Origin of the sequence: Stutzerimonas kunmingensis, assembly GCF_002929225.1 — a bacterium.
GTDB lineage: Bacteria > Pseudomonadota > Gammaproteobacteria > Pseudomonadales > Pseudomonadaceae > Stutzerimonas.
Map to the genome: position 1 here is coordinate 295,151 of NZ_PISM01000014.1, position 19,796 is coordinate 314,946.

Annotated in this window: 15 protein-coding genes and 2 riboswitches; of the genes, 3 read left to right on the top strand and 12 right to left on the bottom strand. The window is 64.3% G+C overall.

Annotation, left to right across the window (positions count from 1 at the left end; translation table 11 throughout):
- Positions 1-26: 26 nt before the first annotated feature.
- A complete protein-coding gene (locus CW305_RS08015) occupies positions 27-1,028 on the bottom strand; it encodes an ABC transporter substrate-binding protein (protein ID WP_104097591.1) in 1,002 nt (333 codons plus the stop codon).
- Between the two features lie 49 nt (positions 1,029-1,077).
- A riboswitch (guanidine-I (ykkC/yxkD leader) is annotated at positions 1,078-1,180 on the bottom strand.
- Between the two features lie 27 nt (positions 1,181-1,207).
- On the opposite strand from CW305_RS08015, the gene CW305_RS23185 reads away from it, so the two are divergent.
- Positions 1,208-1,594: a small membrane protein YohP gene (locus CW305_RS23185; protein WP_146067141.1), complete on the top strand. Its 387-nt coding sequence runs from the start codon at positions 1,208-1,210 to the stop codon at positions 1,592-1,594.
- A 115-nt stretch (positions 1,595-1,709) separates the two neighbouring features.
- A complete protein-coding gene (locus CW305_RS08020; protein WP_219819258.1) occupies positions 1,710-2,987 on the top strand; it encodes a mechanosensitive ion channel family protein in 1,278 nt (425 codons plus the stop codon).
- Between the two features lie 202 nt (positions 2,988-3,189).
- Here the strand turns inward: CW305_RS08020 and atzF are convergent, their stop codons facing one another.
- The 8 genes from atzF to CW305_RS08060 all read right to left on the bottom strand — a co-directional run bounded on the left by atzF (position 3,190) and on the right by CW305_RS08060 (position 15,373).
- The gene (atzF, locus tag CW305_RS08025; RefSeq protein ID WP_104097593.1) at positions 3,190-4,992 is read right to left on the bottom strand and encodes an allophanate hydrolase; all 1,803 of its coding nucleotides are present in this window, start codon (positions 4,990-4,992) and stop codon (positions 3,190-3,192) included.
- 583 nt (positions 4,993-5,575) lie between these two features.
- Entirely contained in the window at positions 5,576-9,280 is a 3,705-nt protein-coding gene (gene uca / locus CW305_RS08030) for an urea carboxylase (RefSeq protein WP_104097594.1), read from the bottom strand.
- A 158-nt stretch (positions 9,281-9,438) separates the two neighbouring features.
- Positions 9,439-10,074, bottom strand: coding sequence for an urea amidolyase associated protein UAAP2 (locus tag CW305_RS08035; RefSeq protein WP_104097595.1), 636 nt, complete (start codon positions 10,072-10,074; stop codon positions 9,439-9,441).
- Between the two features lie 13 nt (positions 10,075-10,087).
- The gene (locus tag CW305_RS08040; protein ID WP_101275686.1) at positions 10,088-10,816 is read right to left on the bottom strand and encodes an urea amidolyase associated protein UAAP1; all 729 of its coding nucleotides are present in this window, start codon (positions 10,814-10,816) and stop codon (positions 10,088-10,090) included.
- Between the two features lies 1 nt (position 10,817).
- A complete protein-coding gene (locus tag CW305_RS08045; RefSeq protein ID WP_245890975.1) occupies positions 10,818-11,702 on the bottom strand; it encodes an ABC transporter ATP-binding protein in 885 nt (294 codons plus the stop codon).
- On the bottom strand, positions 11,699-12,514 hold the full coding sequence (locus tag CW305_RS08050; RefSeq protein WP_104097596.1) for an ABC transporter permease: 816 nt from the start codon (positions 12,512-12,514) through the stop codon (positions 11,699-11,701). Before CW305_RS08050 ends, CW305_RS08045 begins: the two co-directional genes overlap by 4 nt.
- A gap of 170 nt (positions 12,515-12,684) precedes the next feature.
- Positions 12,685-12,784, bottom strand: a riboswitch (guanidine-I (ykkC/yxkD leader).
- A gap of 203 nt (positions 12,785-12,987) precedes the next feature.
- Positions 12,988-14,457 (bottom strand): methyl-accepting chemotaxis protein, encoded by a 1,470-nt coding sequence (locus CW305_RS08055; protein WP_104097597.1) that lies wholly within the window; start codon positions 14,455-14,457, stop codon positions 12,988-12,990.
- A gap of 109 nt (positions 14,458-14,566) precedes the next feature.
- Positions 14,567-15,373, bottom strand: coding sequence for a TatD family hydrolase (locus CW305_RS08060; RefSeq protein WP_014820336.1), 807 nt, complete (start codon positions 15,371-15,373; stop codon positions 14,567-14,569).
- Positions 15,374-15,542: 169 nt separating this feature from the next.
- Here CW305_RS08060 and CW305_RS08065 point away from each other — a divergent pair, with 169 nt between their 5' ends.
- A complete protein-coding gene (locus CW305_RS08065; protein ID WP_104097598.1) occupies positions 15,543-16,958 on the top strand; it encodes an MltF family protein in 1,416 nt (471 codons plus the stop codon).
- Between the two features lie 6 nt (positions 16,959-16,964).
- Here the strand turns inward: CW305_RS08065 and CW305_RS08070 are convergent, their stop codons facing one another.
- The 3 genes from CW305_RS08070 to greB all read right to left on the bottom strand — a co-directional run bounded on the left by CW305_RS08070 (position 16,965) and on the right by greB (position 19,785).
- On the bottom strand, positions 16,965-17,978 hold the full coding sequence (locus CW305_RS08070; protein ID WP_104097599.1) for a lipase secretion chaperone: 1,014 nt from the start codon (positions 17,976-17,978) through the stop codon (positions 16,965-16,967).
- A gap of 62 nt (positions 17,979-18,040) precedes the next feature.
- Complete coding sequence (locus CW305_RS08075; protein WP_104097600.1) at positions 18,041-18,976, bottom strand: triacylglycerol lipase; 936 nt, start codon at positions 18,974-18,976, stop codon at positions 18,041-18,043.
- 311 nt (positions 18,977-19,287) lie between these two features.
- On the bottom strand, positions 19,288-19,785 hold the full coding sequence (gene greB / locus CW305_RS08080; RefSeq protein ID WP_104097601.1) for a transcription elongation factor GreB: 498 nt from the start codon (positions 19,783-19,785) through the stop codon (positions 19,288-19,290).
- Between the last annotated feature and the right edge of the window lie 11 nt (positions 19,786-19,796).

Here is a 19,796-nt window from a genome sequence, read left to right on the forward strand (position 1 = left end):
CGGGCTACGGCCCGCCCGGCGTCGGCTTACTGGGCGAGCGCTTCGGTAAACTGGGCGTCGTAGGTCTTGCTGAAATCCGGAATGGCAGGGATCTGCCCGTTGTCCTTGAGCAGCTTGGCGATGATCGCGCCGCTGCCATGGAAGGAATGGGTGTCGTCACCTGGGGTGAAGCTCTTGCCCATCTCTGCGAGCGGGATGTTGTAGGCGCCCGCCATCTGCTCCACGGCTTCTTCGGCGCTGACGCCGAGCACCTCGCCGATGATCTCAGCCGACTCCTCGGGGTGCGCCTGCATGTAGGCCAGGCCGTCCAGATAGCCTTGGATCACCGCCTTGATGGCAGCGGGCTTCTTGGCGATAACCGCCTCATCGAAGACCAGCACGTCGGTGATCAGCCCTGGCGCGTCCTTGGACGAGTAGACCACCTTGAACTTGTCGCCACCGCCCATGGAAAGGATCTGCGAGACATTGGGCTCATAGGTCACACCAATCGGCAGGTTGCCCGAGGCCATGGCGCCGGGAATGCCTTCCGGGGTCATGTTGACGGCGTTGATGTCCTTGTCGCTCATGCCGTTCTGCTGCAGCGCATAGGCCAGCAGAAAGTCCGATGGTGAGAGCGGGTTGAAGCCGACCTTCTTGCCCTTGAAGTCGGCAACGGTCTGGATCGAGGCGTCGGCGACGATGGCGTCACCGCCGTTGGAGAAGTCGATGGGCATGACCACCCGGTGCTTCAAGCCCTTGGCGACCGAGGCCACCACCTGGTCGTAGGTGAGCATGCCGCCGTCCAGTGCGCGGCTGAGCATGGCGGTGGGGATCAGCGCCGGGTCGTTGAAGAACTGCAGGTCTACATCCAGACCGTGGGGCTTGAACAGGTCTTTCTTGTCGGCGACGTAGAAGGGGCCGTAGCCGGCCCAGACCACGGTGCCGATCTTCAGTTTCTCGGCGGCCTGGCTGGCCAGCGGTGAAAACAATGTCGCGACGGCCAGGCCGGCGGCGAGGAGGGTCTTGTTCAGCGAGCGCAGTGTGGACATGGCGTGATTTCCCTACACATTGGAATGACAAGGCACGGGATGACATCGCGTCTCCCGGGCTTTTATCCCTCCGTGTAGTCCCGTCCCTGGGACCGGAGAACTCTCGGACCAGCGCCCACTCCCTGTGAGCCGGAACCCTAGTTCTCCTTGAAGCTGCTCCTGTGTTTGTGCCAAGCGTCATGAGTGCCGGTGGCGACTCATCCCGTTCACTTGGGATAGAGCAGATTGCGTGCCAGTTGCCGTGCAAGCTCGGCAAGCCCGCGTGGTACGGCGCGTGCGGTGCGGCACGAGGCTTTTCGTCGAGCGGCGGCATGCTCGGATGCAGGTCAATTTCTGAAAGGGCGCTCCCGAATGGTGCTGCGGCGCGTCTTAATGACGATCGGGATACAGTCGCGAGATGTCTGGTCGGCGAAAACCTTGAACGATGGATGTGCCTGCCAGTCGGAACCTATGAACTCACGAATAACGGGAGCCATCACATGCTGAAGTTTCTAGGTAGCACCATTGGCATCATCTTTCTGATCGGCCTGATCGTCGTGATCGGCCTGTTCGCACTGGTCTTCTGATAAACCGCGGACGCACCCTGGGTCGCAGATTGCACATCGGTCGGCACAGGGCTGCGCTCTTCTCGCAACATCTCTTCCCATGACTCGACTGATGCGTTTGCCGCTGGCCCTGCTAATGGCGCTGCTCGTGCTGTCCTTGCCATTGCCGGCAATGGCGCAGGTGGATGATGGCTTGGCGACGGTGCGGCTCGACGGCCGCGCACTGTTTCGTCTTGGCGGAACCGAGGAGCTGGAGGCGCGCCTGCGGGCTCGGCAGATAGAGCGGCAATTGCTGACGGTGTTGGAAACCCCGCAGGGCATCAGCAGGGCGCGCATCGCGCCGGGCGGGGAAAACGCCGAGGCGCGCCAGATCACCATGGCTGGGCGCATCCTGATGCAGGTCACGGAGGAGGATGCCCAAGCAAACGGCCGGGCGCTCGAGGCGCAGGCGCGCGAGTGGGCGTCGGTTCTCGAAACTGCGCTGGCGCAGGCCAGCACACGGCGGACGTCGGAGCGAGCGCGCTTCGTGACCGACGTACGCGCGAGCGTCGATACCGCCTTCGCCCGGTTGCTGGAAGCGGCCATCAGCATCGTGCCGCGGGCACTGGCGGCGCTTCTGGTGATCGGCGTGTTCTGGGCCCTGGCGGCCGGCGTGCGGGGGCTGACGCGGATCATTTCCGAGCGGTTGGTGCGCGATCGTACGGTCGAGAACCTGATCAAGCAGGTCAGCTACTACACCGTCTGGCTGCTGGGCCTGATCGTCGCGGCCACCGCTTTCGGACTGGAACCCAGCACGTTGGCGACTGGCCTCGGCCTGACCAGTCTGGCCCTCGGTTTTGCGCTGAAGGACATTCTCTCCAACTTCGTCAGCGGCCTGCTGATCCTCACGCTGCGGCCGTTCAAACTCGGCGATCAGATCGTCATCGGCGAAACCGAGGGCAGCGTGGAGCGCATCGAACTGCGTGCCACGCAGATCCGCACCTACGACGGACGCCGGGTCCTGGTGCCGAATGCGGAAACCTTTACCTCGCGGGTCACCAACAACACCGCTGCGCCGGTGCGCCGTGGTCAGGTGATCTGCTACCTCGGCTACGAAGTCGATCTGCCACAGGTAATGGGCGTGCTCAAGGAGGCAGCCCGGGGTGCTGAAGGAGTCATCGCCGAGCCACCACCCACAGTGGCGATACGCGAGATGGGCCAGAGCGAGCTCGCCTTTCAGGTGCAATTCTGGTGCGACTCGCGCCGGTCGGACTTCATGCTTACCGCCTCGCGTGTGCGGGCAAACCTGATTGAGGCGTTGCGCGCTTCGGGGGTCGCGCTGCCTGGTCCGGGGGTTCATCAAGTCGTGTTGCGAGAGGGAGGGTCAGCGCTGGACGAGGCTTTGCCGAGGCGCCGCAGCAGCGACGAAGACTAGCGCGAGGACTGGATGCGCGCACCCTGGCCCGAGATGGCTATCTGACCGGCGTTATAGGAGCTGCCGTTAAGGCGCTGTATCGCTATCGAGCGCTGCGCGGGATGTACCAGATGCATAGTTGTTGGTCAGTCCCGCGCATTCATTTCTCACTGGCTGTGTTTCGCTCCTTACCGCTTACAGCCAGATAAGTGGCTTCGCTATCTCAACCCCGCTGCGCAAGCCAAGCCTTCCAGCCGCCGAAGTGGGTGATGTCCTCGGCGCCGTCAAGGCCGTAAGCATCGCAGATAAACCCGGTTTCCCAGCGCCCGTCTTCTAGCTCCACTTTGCCCAGGCCCAGCGGCGCTGGGATGCCGGTGAGGAACGAGCCCAGCTCGCTGCTGGGGATTTCCCAGACTTCCACGGCGATGGCCGCTCCACCCTCGGCGACGCGCACCATCCCCGGGCGTAACAGCGGGCCGCCGGCCAGGGCGTAGAGCTTGTACGCCGCGCTGCTGGTGGTTACCTCCAGCAGCCGACCGCCGCGCTGGCGAAGTTGCCAGTTCAGCGGCAGGCCATCGAGGTGCGCGCCGCAGACCACCACTCTCGTCCGGTCGTTGCGCGCCGGATTCTGCGGGGCAGGTGTTGTGATCGCATTGCTGCCCACCAGGGCCAGGCCGGTCCGGCGTTGCAGTGCATCGGCCAGGCTCAGCAGGTACTGGTCGGTGAACACACGGCCAAACAGCGTCACGCCCCAGGGCAGCTCGTTCTCCATAACGCCGGCAGGTACAGCCACGGCGGCGTAATCCAGCATGTTCATGAAGTTGGTGTAGTAGCCCAGGTCCGAGTTGCGCTTGACCGGTTCGGCGTGAAGCTCGGCGAGCGTCACCGGGCGCGGGTACGCGGGCGTCAGCACGCAATCGACCTCGGTCATGATCCGGTCGCAAATGGCCTTCAGCTGCTGCAGGCGGTATTGCGCTTCGAACAGCTGCACGGCGGTGGTGCCCGGTGCCTTTTCCAGTACCGCCTTTATCACCGGCAGGACGGCGTCGGGTTGCTGCTCGATCAGCGCGCCGGCCACGCTATAGCGTTCGGCGACCCAGGGGCCTTCGTAGAGCAGGCGCGCGGCTTCGAGAAAGGGCGAAAAGTCCACTTCCACTGGCTCGCCACCGATGGCTTTTAGCTGCTCAATGGTGGCGGCGAACAGCGCCGGACTTTCCGGGCAGCCGAGGAACTCGAGCTGCTTCGGTACGCCGAAGCGAAAGGACTTCACCTGGCCGAAGGCCGAGCCGTCGTTCCACAGCGGGTTGGCGCGGCTGTATTCGTCACGCGGATCGAGCCTGGCGGTCAACGCGAGCAGCTGACTGGCTTCGGTGGCGCTGGCAGTGAAGAAGGTCACGCAGTCCAGCGTGCGACAGGCGGGCACGACGCCAGCGGTGGAGATCAGCCCTTTGCTGGCCTTGAGGCCTACCAGATTGTTCAGCGCCGCCGGCACGCGGCCGGAGCCTGCGGTGTCGGTGCCCAGGGCAAAGGTGCACAGGCCCAGCGCCACGGCCAGGGATGAGCCGGCGCTGGAGCCACCGGAGGGGTAGTCGGGGCGCACGCTGTTGCGGCACTTGCCATAGGGCGAGCGGGTGCCGTTGAGGCCGGTGGCGAATTGGTCGAGGTTGGTCTTACCCAGCGGCACGGCACCGAGGGCGATCAGCTGCTCGACGATGGTGGCGTTGGTTTCCGGTGTATAGGCAAAGGCCGGGCAGGCGGCGGTGGTGGGAATGCCGGCCAGATCGATATTGTCCTTGATCGCGAACGGGATGCCGTAGAGCGGTAGCTCGGCGGGCGTCTTGCTCTCCAGTGCGGCCAGGTAGGGCTCGAGTTTTTCGGCGTTCAGCAGGTGGATAAACGCGTTGAACTCGCCGTTCAGTTCAGCGGCCTTGGCGCGTAGTTTGAGGATCAGCTGGCGCGGGGTCGTGGTGCCGGCTTCATAGGCATTGCGCAGCGTGTCGAGGCGAAGATCGAAATGGGTCGTCATGGTGGGCTTCCTCTGTGGCGGGCCTGGTCTGTTCGGGCGGTCGGGATTCAGGTCAGGCTGGCGGCCTTTTCCCCTCACCCCAGCCCTCTCCCCAAAGGGGCGAGGGGGTTAATCCGGTGTTGCTGGCGGTCTGGTGGTCCGGCGTTGCTTTAGTGCTGTTAGTCCGGAGCCTTTGGTACGTCGTGGCGGAGGAACTTGGTTGGGCCTCTTTCCCCTCACCCCAGTCCTCTCCCCCAGGGGCGAGGGGGTTGATCCGGTGTTGCTGGCGGTCTTTGTGTCTGGCGTTGCTTTAGTGCTGTCAGTGCGGAGCCTTTGGTATGTCGTGGCGGAGGAACTTGGTTGGGCCTCTTTCCCCTCACCCCAGTCCTCTTCCCAACGGGCGAGGGGGTTGATTCGGTGTTGCTGATGGTCTTTTGGTCCGGCGTTGCTTTCGTATCGCAGGCGCTGAGAGTTCGTTACGCGGCTCATGGCAATGCGCGAGCTGCGTCGATGTCCAGACCTGCGAGCCCGCGCCGAACCGGTCCCCTCTCCCTGAGGGAGAGGGCTAGGGTGAGGGGGAAATGGTCGGCAAAGACCACAGCTCTCAAACCTCCTCGATCACCACCACCCGTTGGCCGGCGCGCACCGGAGAGCCGGGTTGCACACGGATGTCCTTCACCACCCCGGCGACCGGAGCGATGAGCGGAATTTCCATCTTCATGCTCTCAAGGATCACCAGCACGTCGCCGGCAGCCACGCGCGCGCCCTCGGCCACCGACACCTGCCAGAGATTGCCGGCGATATGGCTTTCGATGCCGTGCTCACCGGCGCCAAGTGGGGTGTCTTCACCGAGATCGGCCGCTACTTCCTCGCTCTCGAAATGCGCCAGCCCCGATTCGATCCAGCGCTGGCGCTCGGCGTCGAAGGCCGTGCGCTGCTGGCTGCGGAAGGCCTCGATGCCTTCGGCTTCCTTGACCAAGAAATCCTGGTAGTCGGAGAGGCACAGCTCGGTCTCCTCGATCTTCAGCGGGTAGCGGCCCAGCGGAAAATCGCGGCGAATCTTCAGCAGCTCCTCGGCGCTGACCGGGTAGAAACGGATCTGGTCGAAAAAACGCAGCAGCCAGGGCTGGCCGCCGAACGCCTCGAGCGCGCGGTAGCGGTTCCACATCTGCAGAGTGCGACCGACGAACTGGTAACCGCCCGGGCCTTCCATGCCGTAGACGCACATGTAGGCGCCGCCAATGCCCACCGAGTTCTCGGCGGTCCAGGTGCGCGCCGGGTTGTACTTGGTGGTGACCAGCCGGTGGCGCGGGTCCAGCGGGGTGGCCACCGGCGCGCCGAGGTAGACGTCGCCCAGGCCCATCACCAGATAGCTGGCCTCGAACACCGTGCGGTACACCTCGTCGAGGTTCGGCAGGTCGTTGATGCGGCGGATGAATTCCAGGTTGCTCGGGCACCAGGGCGCATCCTTGCGCACTGTGGTCATGTACTTCTCGATCGCCAGCTGGCAAGCCGGGTCGTCCCAGGACAGCGGCAGGTGAACGATGCGCGAGGGGACTTTGAGATCCTGCGCGGCGCACACTGCGTCCCACAGCCCGGCGACGGTCTCCAGCAGCACGGCCAGCGGCAGGGTTTCCGGCTGGTAGTGGACCTGCAGCGAACGGATGCCGGGTGTGAGGTCGATGACGCCGTCGAGTCCCTTGGCTTCCAGCGCCTGCATCAGCGCATGGCCGCGGAAGCGCAGCACCAGGTCCAGTTCCGGTGCGCCGATCTCCAGCAGCAGATGGGTGTCGCCGGAGAGTCGGGCGACCAGACGGCTGTCGTCCTGGCCGAGGTCGAGGACGATGGGGGAGGTGAGCGCATATTCCGCAGACTGCGCGTAAATGCCCCCTTTCCCTCCGGGAGAGGGCTGGGGTGAGGCGCTTTTGCTGTCGGTTGAAACAGCCCTCACCCCGATTGCGGACCGCCCCGGCCCCTCTCCCGGAGGGAGAGGGGAGACAAGCACGCACTCTTCGCGCCGGGCTCTTGCCAGCTCCCGCGCTGTGGCGATATCCACCGGGACAAAGCGCACTTTATCCCCTGCCTTAAGCTGCCCGAGCTGCCACAGGTCGGCTTCGATAATGGTCACCGGACAGACAAACCCCCCCAGGCTCGGGCCGTCGGGGCCGAGGATCACCGGCATGTCGCCGGTGAAGTCCACCGCGCCGATGGCGTAGGGGTTGTCGTGGATATTGGATGGATGCAAACCGGCTTCGCCGCCGCTCTCGCGCACCCATTCGGGCTTGGGCCCGATCAGGCGCACGCCGGTGCGGCTGGAGTTGAAGTGCACTTCCCAGTCGGTGGCGAAGAAGCGCTCGATATAGCCTTCGGTTAAGTATTCCGGCGCACCGTGGGGGCCGTAGATCACGCGAATTTCGCGCACCGCCGACAGGGCGCTGCGCAGCTCGGCGGGCAGTGTGGCGCCGGCAGACGAGTCGGTCAGCGGTGCCAGATGCAGCACGTCGCCGGCACGCAGGGCGCGGCCGCCGTGGCCGCCGAACTGGCCGAGGGTAAAGGTGCTCTTGCTGCCCAGATACTCCGGCACCTGCAGACCGCCGCGCACGCACAGATACGACCGCGCACCGGCGCCGGCAATGGTGCCGATCGTCAGGGTGCTGCCGGCCGGGATGAACAGCGCAGTGCTCATCGGCTGCGGCACGTCATCCAGCTTCAACGGTATTTCCGCGCCGGTCACCGCCACCACCGCGTCGGTGTTGAAGCGCAGGATCGGCCCGCTCATGGTGATTTCCAGCCCGGCGGCGTCTTCGGCGTTGCCGAGCAGGGCATTGCCCAGACGCAGGGCGCGGCTGTCCATCGGGCCGGACGGCGGCACGCCTACCGCCCAGTAGCCGAGGCGGCCGGGGAAGTCCTGCACGGTGGTCTGGGTGCCGGCGCTAATAACCTCGAAGGTATCGGCCTTGTAGCTGAGACCCTCCAGGCAGCGGGTCCAGGGGTTGCCGCTGGCGAAAGGGGTAAAGGCAAGGATTTGGCGCAGGTAATCGCGGTTGGTTTCCACGCCGTAGAGCAGGGTGTCGCCCAGAGCAGCGTCCAGCGCGACGCGGGCCTCTTCGCGGCTCGGCGCCCAGATGATGACCTTGGCGATCATCGGGTCGAAATATGGCGGGATCTCGCAGCCAGCCTCGACCCAGGTGTCAACGCGCAGGGCCTTGCCGTCGGCTTCCGGGAAGCTCGCGGCGGTGAGCAAGCCGGGACTCGGCTGGAAATCCCGGCCCGGGTCTTCGGCATAGACGCGCGCCTGGATCGAATGTCCGCTGGGCTTCAGCGTCTTGGCCAGCTCCGCCAGCGGCGGCAGATCGCCAGCGGCCAGCTCAATCATCCAGCGCACCAGATCGACGCCCCAGACCTGCTCGGTGACGCCGTGCTCGACCTGCAGGCGGGTGTTTACTTCGAGAAAATAGAACTGCTCGGCCTCGGCGTCGTAGACGAACTCCACGGTGCCGGCGCTGCGATAGTTCACCGCTTTTGCCAGCCTGATCGCCGCCTCGCACAGCGCCTCAGCCATGCCGGTCGGCAGGTTTGGCGCCGGGGTTTCCTCCAGCACCTTCTGGTTGCGTCGCTGCACCGAGCAGTCGCGCACGCCGAGAGCGATGACTTCGCCGGCGCCGTCACCGAACACCTGCACTTCCAGGTGGCGGGCACGCTCGATGTATTTCTCGATGAACACGCCCGAGTCGCTGAAGTTGTTCTGCCCAAGGCGCTTGACCGCTTCGAACGCTTCGCTCAGCTCCTCGGCCGAGCGGCACACACGCATGCCGATACCGCCACCGCCGGCGGTGCTTTTCAGCATCACCGGGTAGCCGACCTGCTCGGCTGCGCCGAGGGCATCGGCGAGGCTGTCGAGCAGCTCGGTGCCTTCCAGCATCGGCACGCCCTGCCGCTTGGCCAAGGCGCGGGCGGTGTGCTTCAGGCCAAACACCCGCAGCTGTTCCGGCGTCGGGCCGACGAAGGCGATCCCGGCCGCCTCGCAGGCGTCGGCAAAGGCTGCGTTCTCCGAAAGAAATCCGTAGCCGGGGTGAATCGCTTTCGCGCCGGTTTCCCGGGCGATGCGGAGAATCTTCTCCACCACCAGATAGGTCTGCGCTGCCGGGCCTTCGCCCAGACTGTGGGCCTCGTCGGCTTGCTGGATATGCAGGCTGGCGGCGTCGGCCTCGGAGTAGACGGCCACGCCTTTCACATCCAGGGCGCGCAGCGTACGCAGGATGCGGCAGGCAATGGCGCCGCGGTTGGCGATCAGAAGTTTGTCGAACATGTTCAGTAAGCCTCGAAGGGCTGGCGGGCCGTCCCGCCTTTATTCATCTGCGCCACGGCCGTCCGTGGTTGGGGAGGGTTGCTTCGCTGTCGGCAGCTCGGGCCTTTGCCCGGCGCGTGCCTGCAGCAGCGGCAGCAGGTAGCGACGCAACAGCGGCATCAGTTCCACACCAGCACCTCGGCGGGCGTCGGGTTCCAGCCGTTGCAGGGGTTGTTCAGTTGCGGGCAGTTGGAGATCAGCACGATCACGTCCTGCTCGGCCTTGAGCTCCACGTACTTGCCCGGTGCGGAAAGGCCGTCCTCGAAGGTCAGGCCGCCCTCGGGCGTCACCGGCACGTTCATGAAAAAGTTGATGTTGGCGCCGATGTCGCGCTTCTCCAGACGGCCGTCGTGCAGGCTGGCGCGCAGAAAATTGTCGCGACAGCTGTGCATGTAGCGCTTGTCCAGGGCGTAGCGCACCACGTTGCTCTCCTGGGCGCAGGCGCCGCCGAGGGTGTCGTGGCGACCGCAGGTGTCGGCGACGATGGTCAGCAAGGGGTTGCCGAGGTTGGAATACAACACCGTGCCGGCGCTGAGATAGACCTTGTTCTGCCGGCGCAGGGTGCGCTGCGGGTCGAAGCGTTCGCGCGGGTTCTTCGCGCTGAAGAACAACGTGTCGATGGCTTGATTGCCGTCGACATCCAGCAAGCGCAGGGTCTGTCCGGCCTTCACTTCGAACAGGTACGGCTCGCCGGCCGGGATCAGGTGGCGGAAGCTGGCGGTTTCGGGGTGCAGGCTGCTTTCTACGATGGTCATGTCGGCAACCTCCTCAGATGTAGAGTCTTTCGGTGTTGTGGAAGCCGCGGCCGTTCTCCGGACGCGAAGTGCGGCAGAGCACGCTGATGCCATCGCTCTGGACCTTGTGCCAGCTCAGCTGCACCGGTTTGGGTGCGTACAGCGGATTGGGGTCCAGCGGATGCTGCAAGGCGGTGAGGATCACCAGGGTGTCCATTGGCGCGTACAACTCGATGTAGTCGCCCGCTTTGGAATTGCCGCTGTGGAAGGCAAAGGTGCCGTCGGCGGTGACGTCCACCCGGCTGAACAGATTGAGCACCATGAGCAGGTCCTGCAGGTTGAGGTTCCACTTGCCCATCTCCACCAGCAGGTTGTCGGTGCCGTTGCGGAAGAAGCCGTTGCGCAGTTCCTGATACCGGCCCTGGCCGTATTTCTCGGCGACTTCATCGGCGTTCAGCACGCCGCCAAAGCTGTCGTGCCAGCCGCAGGTGTCGGCGGTGATGGCTGCGAGTACGCGGCCCATGTCCGAGTAGAGGCAATGACCGGCGGTGAGCTTGGCGGTGTGCTGGCACTTGAGGGTGTCGGGCAGGTTCAGCCGCTCGCTCTTCTCCTGGGCGTTGAGCAGCATCAAGCTGACGTTGGCGCCGCCTTCCAGATCGGTCAGGCGCAGCAGCTGGCCACGCTTGAGGACGAAGGAGGTGTGGCCGCCGCCGGGAACGGTTTCCTCGTACAGCGTGGGGCGGATCGCGAGTGAAGCGCTCATGTCAGGCTCCTTGGTAGGCAGTTCGGAATTTCTCGCTGAGGGTGGCCGGCAGGCCAGCGGCCGCGCCGGGCGCGTGGCGGCCCTCGTGCAAGGGAATGTCGTAGGTCACTCGTGCGCCATAGGCGCCCGGGGCGTGGGGGTCGATGCGCGGCTTGTCGAAGACCAGGATGCGGCTGCCGAGGGTGAAGCCTTCCGACAGGTCATGGGTGACCATGAACACCGTCAGTCGGGTCTCCCGCCACAGCTCCAGCAGCAGCGCATGCATGTCCTTGCGGATACCGGGGTCGAGCGCGCCGAAGGGTTCGTCCAGCAACAGCACCCGGGGCTTCATGATCAGCGCCTGGGCGATGGCCAGCCGCTGTTGCATGCCGCCGGAGAGCTGCGCCGGGTACTTGTCCAGCGCATGGCCGAGGCCAACCTTGTGCAGCATCTGCGCGGCCTGCTCGCGGGCATCGCGTTTGTGGCGACCGAGCAGACGGCCGAGCAGCGGGGCGCGCGGCAGTTCCAGGCCGAGGGCGACGTTGTCCTGCACCGACAGGTGCGGGAATACCGAATAGCGCTGAAAGACCACGCCGCGGCTGGCATCCGGCTCGTTGGCCAGCGGCCGCCCGTCGAGCAGGATCTCGCCGCGGCTGGGCGTTTCCTGGCCGAGCAGCAGGCGCAGGAAGGTCGACTTGCCGCAGCCAGAGGCGCCGACCAGGGTGCAGAATTCGCCTTCGGCAATGTTCAGGTTCAGGCGCTCCAGCACGATCTGATCGCCGTACTGCTGCCAGACGTTCTTCACCTGAATGAAGGAGCTGGGGTCGCCGCCCGCGCGAGGCCCTGGTTGCTTTGTGCATTGGCTCGACTGTGCGGCAACGGGTGCCTTGGCGTTGTTCTCGCTCATGCCTTGGCTCCTTCATACCAGGGGAACAGCAGCTGGGTCAGGCGCCGCAGCAGGTAGTCCATGGCCCAGGCCAGCAGAGTGATCCAGGCGACATAGGGCAGGATCACGTCCATCGCCATGTAGCGACGCACGAGAAAGATGCGGTAGCCCAGGCCATCGGTGGAGGCGATGGCCTCGGCGGCGATGAGGAACAGCCAGGCCGAACCGAGCACCAGGCGCAGGCTGATCAGCAGGCGCGGCATCAGCTGCGGCAGGACCAGGCGCAGGATCAGGGTCCAGGTGTTGGCGCCCAAGGTTTGCGCCTTGATCAGCAGCTCGCGGGGGATTTCTCGTGCTCGGTGTTCAAGGTCACGAGCCAGGATCGGCGTGATACCGATGACGATCAGCATCACCTTGGACAGTTCACCCAGGCCGAAGACGATGAACAGGATCGGCAGGATCGCCAGCGGTGGCACCATCGACAGCACCGTGAGCAACGGCGAGAGCGGCGCGCTGAACAGCGGCAGGGTGCCGGCAACGATACCCAGGCACAGGCCGGCCACTGCCGCGATGGCAAGACCGGTGCCGAGGCGCTTGAGGCTGGAGGCGGTGTCCTGCCAGAACAGATAGTCGCCAGAGCGTTTGTCGGGGGTGAAAGCGAGGCGTTCGACGGCTGCGCTCATCTGGCCGAAGCTGGGCAGCAACTTGTCGTTGGGGTTCAGTTCCAGGCGCTGGGCCGAGTTGGTCAGGTACAGCGCCAGCAGCAGGGCGAAGGGCAGAATTGCCAGTGCCAACCAGCCGCTACGTCCGGGAGTGCGGTTGATCAGACGCATAGGCAGATGCCCCGTGCAACGGCCGCGGCAACAGGTGGAATACTGTGAAGTTCGGGTGCGGCAGAGGCCCTGGCACAAGGCAGAGCGGAGAACGGCAAAGCCGTTTCGAGCGGGCACATGGCAAACCCTCCAGTGTTGGGAATAGCGCAGGAGCTGCGTGCAATCACGCTGTCTCCCGGGCTTTTATCCCGCCGTGTAACCTCGCTGGAGGTCGCCAACTCTCGGACCAGCCACTCGCGTCAACGAGTCGGAACCCTAGTCAGCTATTTCAAATTGTCTTCGCAGGTGCAGCAGCTTTCTTCGCAAAGGATACAAAGCAAGAGCGATGCCAATGCACAAAAAACGCGCGCTGCAGGCGTCGTGGGGAAGGGTGGCAATAGGGGGATGCCCTGTTTTGGGGCTGCGCTCGAGGCAGTGCATGCTTTTCGAGCGCGGAGGGCGTTGCACGAGCGCAACGCCGCATTGGCAGGAAGCTAGAGCTTGAGCTGGCCGATGGCACGGCTCAGATCGGTGGACAGCGCGGCCAGCTCGGCACTGGTGCTGGCCGAGCTTACGGTCTGCTCCACGGTGCGTTCCGTGACGTCGCGGATGCCGGTGACCGAGCGATTGAGCTCCTCGGCTACCTGGCTTTGCTGTTCGGCCGCCACGGCGATCTGCGTGTTGCTTTCACGCATCTGCGCGACCGCATCGGCGATGGCCTCCAGCGCCTGCGCTGCGTCATGGGCTTCACGCACGCAGTCGTCGGCCTTGAGTGAGCTTTCCTGCATGAACTCCACGGCGTCGCGGGTCATCGACTGCAGGCCGGAGATCATCTGGGTGATCTCATCGGTGGAACTTTGCACACGCTTGGCCAGGTTGCGAACCTCATCGGCAACCACGGCGAATCCGCGGCCCTGTTCACCGGCCCGGGCTGCTTCGATGGCCGCGTTGAGCGCTAGCAGGTTGGTCTGTTCGGCGATGCTGTGGATCACGTTGACCACGCCGTTGATCTTCTGGCTGTCCGCGGCGAGCTGCTCGATCATCTCGCCGGTCTGCTGCACGCCCTGGGATAGGCTGGAGATGGACTTCTCCACACGGCCGACGACCCGGTGGCCATCGCCCGCAAGGCGGTCGGCGTTCTGTGATTGATCGCGAGTTTCGCGTGCATGCTCGGCGATCTGGTGCACCGTGGCGCTCATTTCGTTGATGGCCGTGGCTGCCTGGTCGGTTTCGCCCTGCTGACCGCGCATGCCCTTGTGCACGTCGTTCATGCTCGTGGCGAGCCGGCTGGCGCCCTCGTCGAGACGCGCGGCAGCCTGGGCGACGGTGCTGACCACGCGTTGATAGCCGCCCTGCATGGCGTTGAATGCGCTGGCCATCTGGCCGACTTCGTCACGGCTGTCCAGCGGAACCCGTGCCTGCAGGTCGCCACTGCGCTCCACGTGCAGCATGACGTCCTTGAGCGTGTTGAGGTGGCTGAGCAGAAAGCGGATGAGCAGTTGCGAAGCGCCGAGCAGGCCGAGCATCAGCACCGCGACCGCCACGGCGTAGCTGAAAAAGTGCTGGCTCAGTACCTGAACAGCGCTGGGCGCGCGGGCCAGTACCGCCAGCTTCTGACCATTCGTCGCGGAGATCAGGTGGGCGCCGACCACGGGATTGCTGGAGAGCAGTCGGTCGTGGGTGAGGGTGGTCCAGCCGCTTTCGGCGATAGCCTGACCCTCGACCGCGGCGCGCTGATCTGCCTGGAACGCGATCAGGTCCGCACCCTGCGGCAGCGCAGCATCGGCCGGCCAACTCGCCAGCAGTGACGCACGCGCCTGCGCTGCAGCGACGGCGTCGGCGCTACGGGCGCTTTGCTCCAGTTGTACGGCGTAAAGCACCAGCAGCAACGCGATGACGAAGGTCACCATGTTCAGTGCCCAGAACTTGTACTTGAGCGACAGATCGCGAATCCAAACGGCCATGACTGCTCTTCTTCTATAGGAGGTTGCGCGCGCGTAGCGGAACGCTTGCTTGCACTGCGGCTGAACATTTAACGGCCGCCTAAGGCAGAGCTTGAGAAATTTCTGTGACTCAGTCGAGGTCCGGCAGGCCGAAGAACGCGCGCGCGCAGCGCGTGGTGTGCGCCGCCAGCGACGCTTCGCTCTCGCCGCGATGGAGCGCGACTTCGCGCAGTACTTCCGTAAGGTAGGCCGGTTCGTTCTGGCCGCTCTTAGGCTTCGGTCGCAGGGTGCGTGGCAGCAGATACGGCGCGTCGCTCTCGAGCATCAGACGACCTGTAGGGATGTCCTTCACCAGGGGATGCAGATGGGTACCGCGGCGTTCGTCGCATATCCAGCCGGTGATGCCGACATGCAGGTCCAGGTCGAGATAGCCGTACAGCGCCTGTTTTTCACCGGTGAAACAGTGCACCACCGCCGCAGGGAGGTGGTCCCGAAACGGTCGCAGGATCGCTAGCAACCGGTCGCTGGCGTCGCGTTCGTGCAGAAAGACCGGCAACTGCAGTTCGACGGCGAGTTGCAACTGTTCCTCCAGCGCGCGCTCCTGTAGCGGTCGCGGTGAAAAATCGCGATTGAAGTCCAGGCCGCATTCGCCGACTGCGCGCACTTCGGGCTCGGCGAGAAGGCCGCGCAACTGGCTGGCGCTGTCAGTCGTCCAGTGGCTCGCATCATGCGGATGCACACCCGCGGTACTGAACAGGTGCAGGCGGGACTCGTCCAGTTGGCGGCAGAGCTTGAGAGCAGCTTCGCTTTCTTCGAGGCTGGTGCCGGTAAGTACCATCTGCACGACGCCGGCCGCTCTGGCGCGCTCGACGACCGCAGATGCGCTGGAGGCGAATGTCGGGTGGCTCAGATTGACGCCGATGTCGATAAGCTGCATGGATGCCTCGAGATTAAAAACTAACTAAATCAATAATATAGGAGTTATAGCTAAACCAGTTTGGAGGAAAAACTGGCGGAATAAGCCAACCTGTGAGAACCTTTGCCACCTTTTGCGGGCAGGGAGCACCGCACCAGCGTTCTCTGCGTCTTCAGACCGGTGCATCCCGATGCCACGATTGCTGCCACTCATGTTCTGCCTGCTGCTGGCCCTGATGCCAACGATGGCGACTGCGCGCGTGGCGGGCCCCGAGGCGTGGCAAGCGAACGACAAGGTACGTGATCTCGCCGAAATTCGCCGTAGTGGCGTACTGCGCGTGCTGGTCAATCAGAGCCGGAACAGCTCCGGAGAGGTGAAAGGCGAAGCGATTGGCGTCGAGTACGCGCGGCTGCGGGCCTTCGAGCAGTACCTGAATCGCAATGCTGCATCCGCGCGGCCGATTACCCTGAAGATCATTCCCAAAGCCAAGGATCAGTTGCTTGGCGCGCTGCAGCGCGGCGAGGGGGATCTGGTAGCGCCCGGCGAATTACTGCCGCTGGCGGGCATGAAAGGCATCAGCCGCAGCCGGCCGGTAGTCAGCGACGTGTCATTGGTGCTGGTCAGCTGCCAGGGCGGTCCACGCTATCAGCGTCTGGACCAGCTATCCGGGCGCAGCCTTGCGTTGCCACCTGGCAGCGCCGCAGGGCCGGCGCTGGCGCGGCTGAACAAGCAACTGATGGAGCGCAAGCTGGCGCCGATCGTTGCCGAGTGGGTCGACCCCACGTTGGCCGTCGAGGATGTGCTGGAGATGGTGCAGGCCGGCGTCTATCCGGCGACCGTGGTCGAGCAGACCATCGCCGAGCGCTGGGCCAAGGTCATGCCGAAACTGCGCATCGCGCAGCACCTGAGCCTTGGCGACAAGGCCAGCATGCACTGGTTCGTGCGGAACGACGCCAGCATGTTGCGCGCCAGTGCTGATCGCTTTCTCAAGGATTTCGACCTGCCAGACAACCAGGATGCCGCCTTCGAGCGCGTCTACCGGCGTCTGTACAAGGTCCAGTACCCGCTCGACCGAGTGGGCCGCCAGCGTCTGGAAAAGGTTCGTCCGACCCTGCAGCGCTATGCCGAACAGATCGAGCTGGACTGGCTGAACCTCGCCGCCCTGGCGTTCAAGGAGTCCACCCTGAACCCTGCGGCGCGGGGCGCCGGCGGTGCCACTGGGTTGATGCAGGTGACGCCGGCCACGGCTCGTGCGATGGGTGTCAGCAACATCCACCAGTTGGACAACAACGTGCAGGCCAGTGCGAAGTATCTGGCGAACATCCGTCGTAACTTTTTCGCCAGCCCGCGACTGAACGAGCGTGAGCGCATGGCGTTCATTCTCGCCGCCTACAACCTCGGCCCGCAGCGGGTGCAGAGCATGCGCGCCGAAGCCCGTAGGCGCGGTCTGAACCCGGATCAGTGGTTCTTCCAGGTCGAGCGTATCGCCATGGAAACTGTTGGCATGGGCGTAGTGGCATACGTCAACAGCGTCAACAAGTACTACCTGGCCTACCAGCGCGAGCGCTATCTGCTCGAGGCCGACCGCAAGACCGCGGCCAACTGACCGCTCTCAGCGCTCAGCCACTTCCTGCTGCTGAAAGGCAGCGACAAGCCGCAGGCGTTCGCCCTCGTCAAACTGCTCGGCCTCCAGCCGCTCGATAGCGCTGCGACGCTCGACATCGTCCAGGCCGCGAGTGGCTTCGATACGCTGACGTTCCTGTCGATAGACTGCGACCCGTTGCTGCCACTGCGCGCGCTGTCGATCCAGCGCTTCGAGTCGGGCGGCAGCCTTGCTGCCCACCAACTGCTGGCGCAGCTGGCGGATCTGCTGCGCATCGGCGCCCTGAGCCTGCAAGGCGACAGTCTGCTCTCGCAGTTCGCTTTGCAGCTGCGGCACGAGCAACTCTCGCAGGTCGCCGGGCAATCCGGCGCGCAGCTGGTCGATGGCTTGGCCTTTGGCTTCGCTGTCCAGTGCTGAATCGGCTTGAATGGCCAGGCGCTCCAGGCTGAAGCGATCATAGGCCTCGTCCAGGGCGAAGAACGCCTGGTGAACAGCCGGCTCCAGCACGCGTGCGCGCAACTCCTGCACGGCACTCAAGCGCTGGCGTAGCGCTGAAATGTCCGTGGTTCGCGAATAAGTCGCTTCCAGATCAAGCAGTTGGCGCTTGTAGTTGAGATATTGCGTGAGCACTGCTGATGCTTGGCTCTGGGCCGGCTCTGGCAGCTGGGCGACGATGTATCGGCGCAAGCGTTCGATACTGTTCTTCAACGGCTCCTCTCCGGCTGCGGCGAGAAAGTAATCGAACAGATGCCGAAGTTCGGCGCCGATTAGCAGGTTGCCGGCTTCATCCAGACGGAACTGGCCATCGACCTGGGTGCCCTTGAACGATGTCGGCAACTGCGGCGTGCCTTGCGGTGCCGGTTGGGTTTTCAGCGGCTGCCGGGGTGGTGTTGGGGCAGCCGTGGCGGGTGAGGTGGCCGATGGCAATTCGGCCACTGCAGCCGGGCCTGGTGTCGATCGGCTCTGCATGATGGTCAGGCTTAGCGCCACGGCCAGCACCAGAAGAATTATGTATTTGCTCATGGGGTGCTCGGTGATAGCGGCCGGGATCGACGATCCCAGCCTGGTTCACGAAGAGTCGCGCGTCAAAGGCCCGCGCTCTTCAGGCGGTTCGCGTGTTGGCGATAGACACTGACCGGATCGGTCTCGAACAGGCTGGTCAGCCCCATGAACTGATTGACCTCGTCCAGGTGGTTCATCCGGTAGTTATCGCGGATCACCATGCCCAGGTGCGAGCTGCAGCGCCCGACCAGTCCATCGTTGGGCCCGCTGAATGCCAGGGCTCCGGCACCCATCATGGCGTCGCTGATATCCAGTGGGTTGGTCAGCGGGCTGGTGCCGCTCCAGGAGTAGTAGCGCACGCCATTGACCTTGTAGGCGCCCTCGCCGCAAGCGGTGGTGGGAATGCCTTGCGGGAATTTGGCGTTGAAGCGGGCGGCGCCTTCGCTGTTGAGCGACTCCAGCGAGCCGAGAGAGTCCTGCGGGGCCGTGCTTGAGCTGCCGGAAGCGAAATTGATGAAGCTGCCCATGGCGTTCACCAGTCCGGCGATGATCGCCTCACCAGAGGAGCCCTCGGGGATCTTGCGGATCAGATCGGCGACGTCCGAACCCTTGTGAGGTGCGCCCACGCTGGTTACCGAGGCGATCAGGTCCGGCCGGACACCGGCTACATAGCGCACGGTCGGGCCGCCGTGGCTGTGGCCAACCAGGTTGACCTTTGGCTTGCCGCTGATGGCGACGATTTCCTCCACCTGCGCAAGCAGCTCCTCACCGCGCAATTCGGACGTATTGAGCTGACTGACTTCGGTGACGTAGACCTGCGCACCGTCGCGGCGCAGCGCGCTGGGGATGCCGTACCAGTAATCTATGCCCAGCAGACTGTCGAAGCCGAGCATGCCGTGGGCGAGCACGATCGGGTACTTCGTAGCGGTGTAGCCGCTGCCAGTAGCAGCATGAGCCTGACCGGCAAGCGCCATGGCGCTACCGAGACAGAGAGCGAGCAAGGTTTTGTTCTTGTTCATGGACGCACTCTTCGAATGTGAATCGGGCTGTGGGCAGTCCATTGCCGTTCACCGCGCATGGCGCGTACTGCGTGCTGAAGAGCGCAGCATTCGTGCCATAAGCACCGAGCGGGAGCGCGTCCGCTCTAGTCGGGCAATTACGACGGGAGGTGATATTGCTGTGATATCTGTGCGGCGTGCGGTCATTGTTACCGAGCGAAACGGCACCTGGGTAAGAAAGTGATGATTTTGCTTTTTAGCCGCCAATCGCTTTTAGATGTCAGCACAATCGCCGAAGATGATGACCGGTTCGTCCGATATTGACCTGCCGGTCACTGATACTCGACAGCGACCACGTACCAGAGCTTCATCCCGGTCGGGGTTTGCACCTGGACTTCGGCATCCAGACCTTTGCCCACCAGCGCCCGCGCCAGGGGCGAATCGATGCTGATCAGGCCCTGGCGCAGGTCCAGTTCGTCAGGACCGACGATTCGGTAGCGCGCTTCCTCACCATCCTCGTCCTCCAGGGTCACCCAGGCGCCGAAATACACCTTGTTCGGGTCGCTGGGCCGGTCGCCTACGACCTTGAGCTTTTCCAGACGCTTGGTCAGAAACCGCACGCGGCTGTCGATCTCTCGCAGCATTTTCTTGCCGTAGGTGTATTCCGCGTTCTCCGAACGATCACCTTGTGCCGCCGCCTCGCTCACCGATTGAGTCACCTGCGGACGCTTGACGTGCCAGAGTTCGTGCAGCTCGGCACGCAGCCGAGCTTCGCCTTCTGGGGTGATCAGGGGCGTGCCGGCCGGGCGCGGTGGGCGATAGCGACTCATGGATTTGCGTC

What these genes read in the sequence shown, in the direction of transcription:
- CW305_RS08015 (WP_104097591.1), bottom strand. Translation starts at nt 1,028, where the DNA reads ATGTCCACACTGCGCTCGCTGAACAAGACCCTCCTCGCCGCCGGCCTG.
- CW305_RS23185 (WP_146067141.1), top strand. Translation starts at nt 1,208, where the DNA reads ATGAGTGCCGGTGGCGACTCATCCCGTTCACTTGGGATAGAGCAGATT.
- CW305_RS08020 (WP_219819258.1), top strand. Translation starts at nt 1,710, where the DNA reads ATGGCGCTGCTCGTGCTGTCCTTGCCATTGCCGGCAATGGCGCAGGTG.
- atzF (WP_104097593.1), bottom strand. Translation starts at nt 4,992, where the DNA reads ATGACGACCCATTTCGATCTTCGCCTCGACACGCTGCGCAATGCCTAT.
- uca (WP_104097594.1), bottom strand. Translation starts at nt 9,280, where the DNA reads ATGTTCGACAAACTTCTGATCGCCAACCGCGGCGCCATTGCCTGCCGC.
- CW305_RS08035 (WP_104097595.1), bottom strand. Translation starts at nt 10,074, where the DNA reads ATGACCATCGTAGAAAGCAGCCTGCACCCCGAAACCGCCAGCTTCCGC.
- CW305_RS08040 (WP_101275686.1), bottom strand. Translation starts at nt 10,816, where the DNA reads ATGAGCGCTTCACTCGCGATCCGCCCCACGCTGTACGAGGAAACCGTT.
- CW305_RS08045 (WP_245890975.1), bottom strand. Translation starts at nt 11,702, where the DNA reads ATGAGCGAGAACAACGCCAAGGCACCCGTTGCCGCACAGTCGAGCCAA.
- CW305_RS08050 (WP_104097596.1), bottom strand. Translation starts at nt 12,514, where the DNA reads ATGCGTCTGATCAACCGCACTCCCGGACGTAGCGGCTGGTTGGCACTG.
- CW305_RS08055 (WP_104097597.1), bottom strand. Translation starts at nt 14,457, where the DNA reads ATGGCCGTTTGGATTCGCGATCTGTCGCTCAAGTACAAGTTCTGGGCA.
- CW305_RS08060 (WP_014820336.1), bottom strand. Translation starts at nt 15,373, where the DNA reads ATGCAGCTTATCGACATCGGCGTCAATCTGAGCCACCCGACATTCGCC.
- CW305_RS08065 (WP_104097598.1), top strand. Translation starts at nt 15,543, where the DNA reads ATGCCACGATTGCTGCCACTCATGTTCTGCCTGCTGCTGGCCCTGATG.
- CW305_RS08070 (WP_104097599.1), bottom strand. Translation starts at nt 17,978, where the DNA reads ATGAGCAAATACATAATTCTTCTGGTGCTGGCCGTGGCGCTAAGCCTG.
- CW305_RS08075 (WP_104097600.1), bottom strand. Translation starts at nt 18,976, where the DNA reads ATGAACAAGAACAAAACCTTGCTCGCTCTCTGTCTCGGTAGCGCCATG.
- greB (WP_104097601.1), bottom strand. Translation starts at nt 19,785, where the DNA reads ATGAGTCGCTATCGCCCACCGCGCCCGGCCGGCACGCCCCTGATCACC.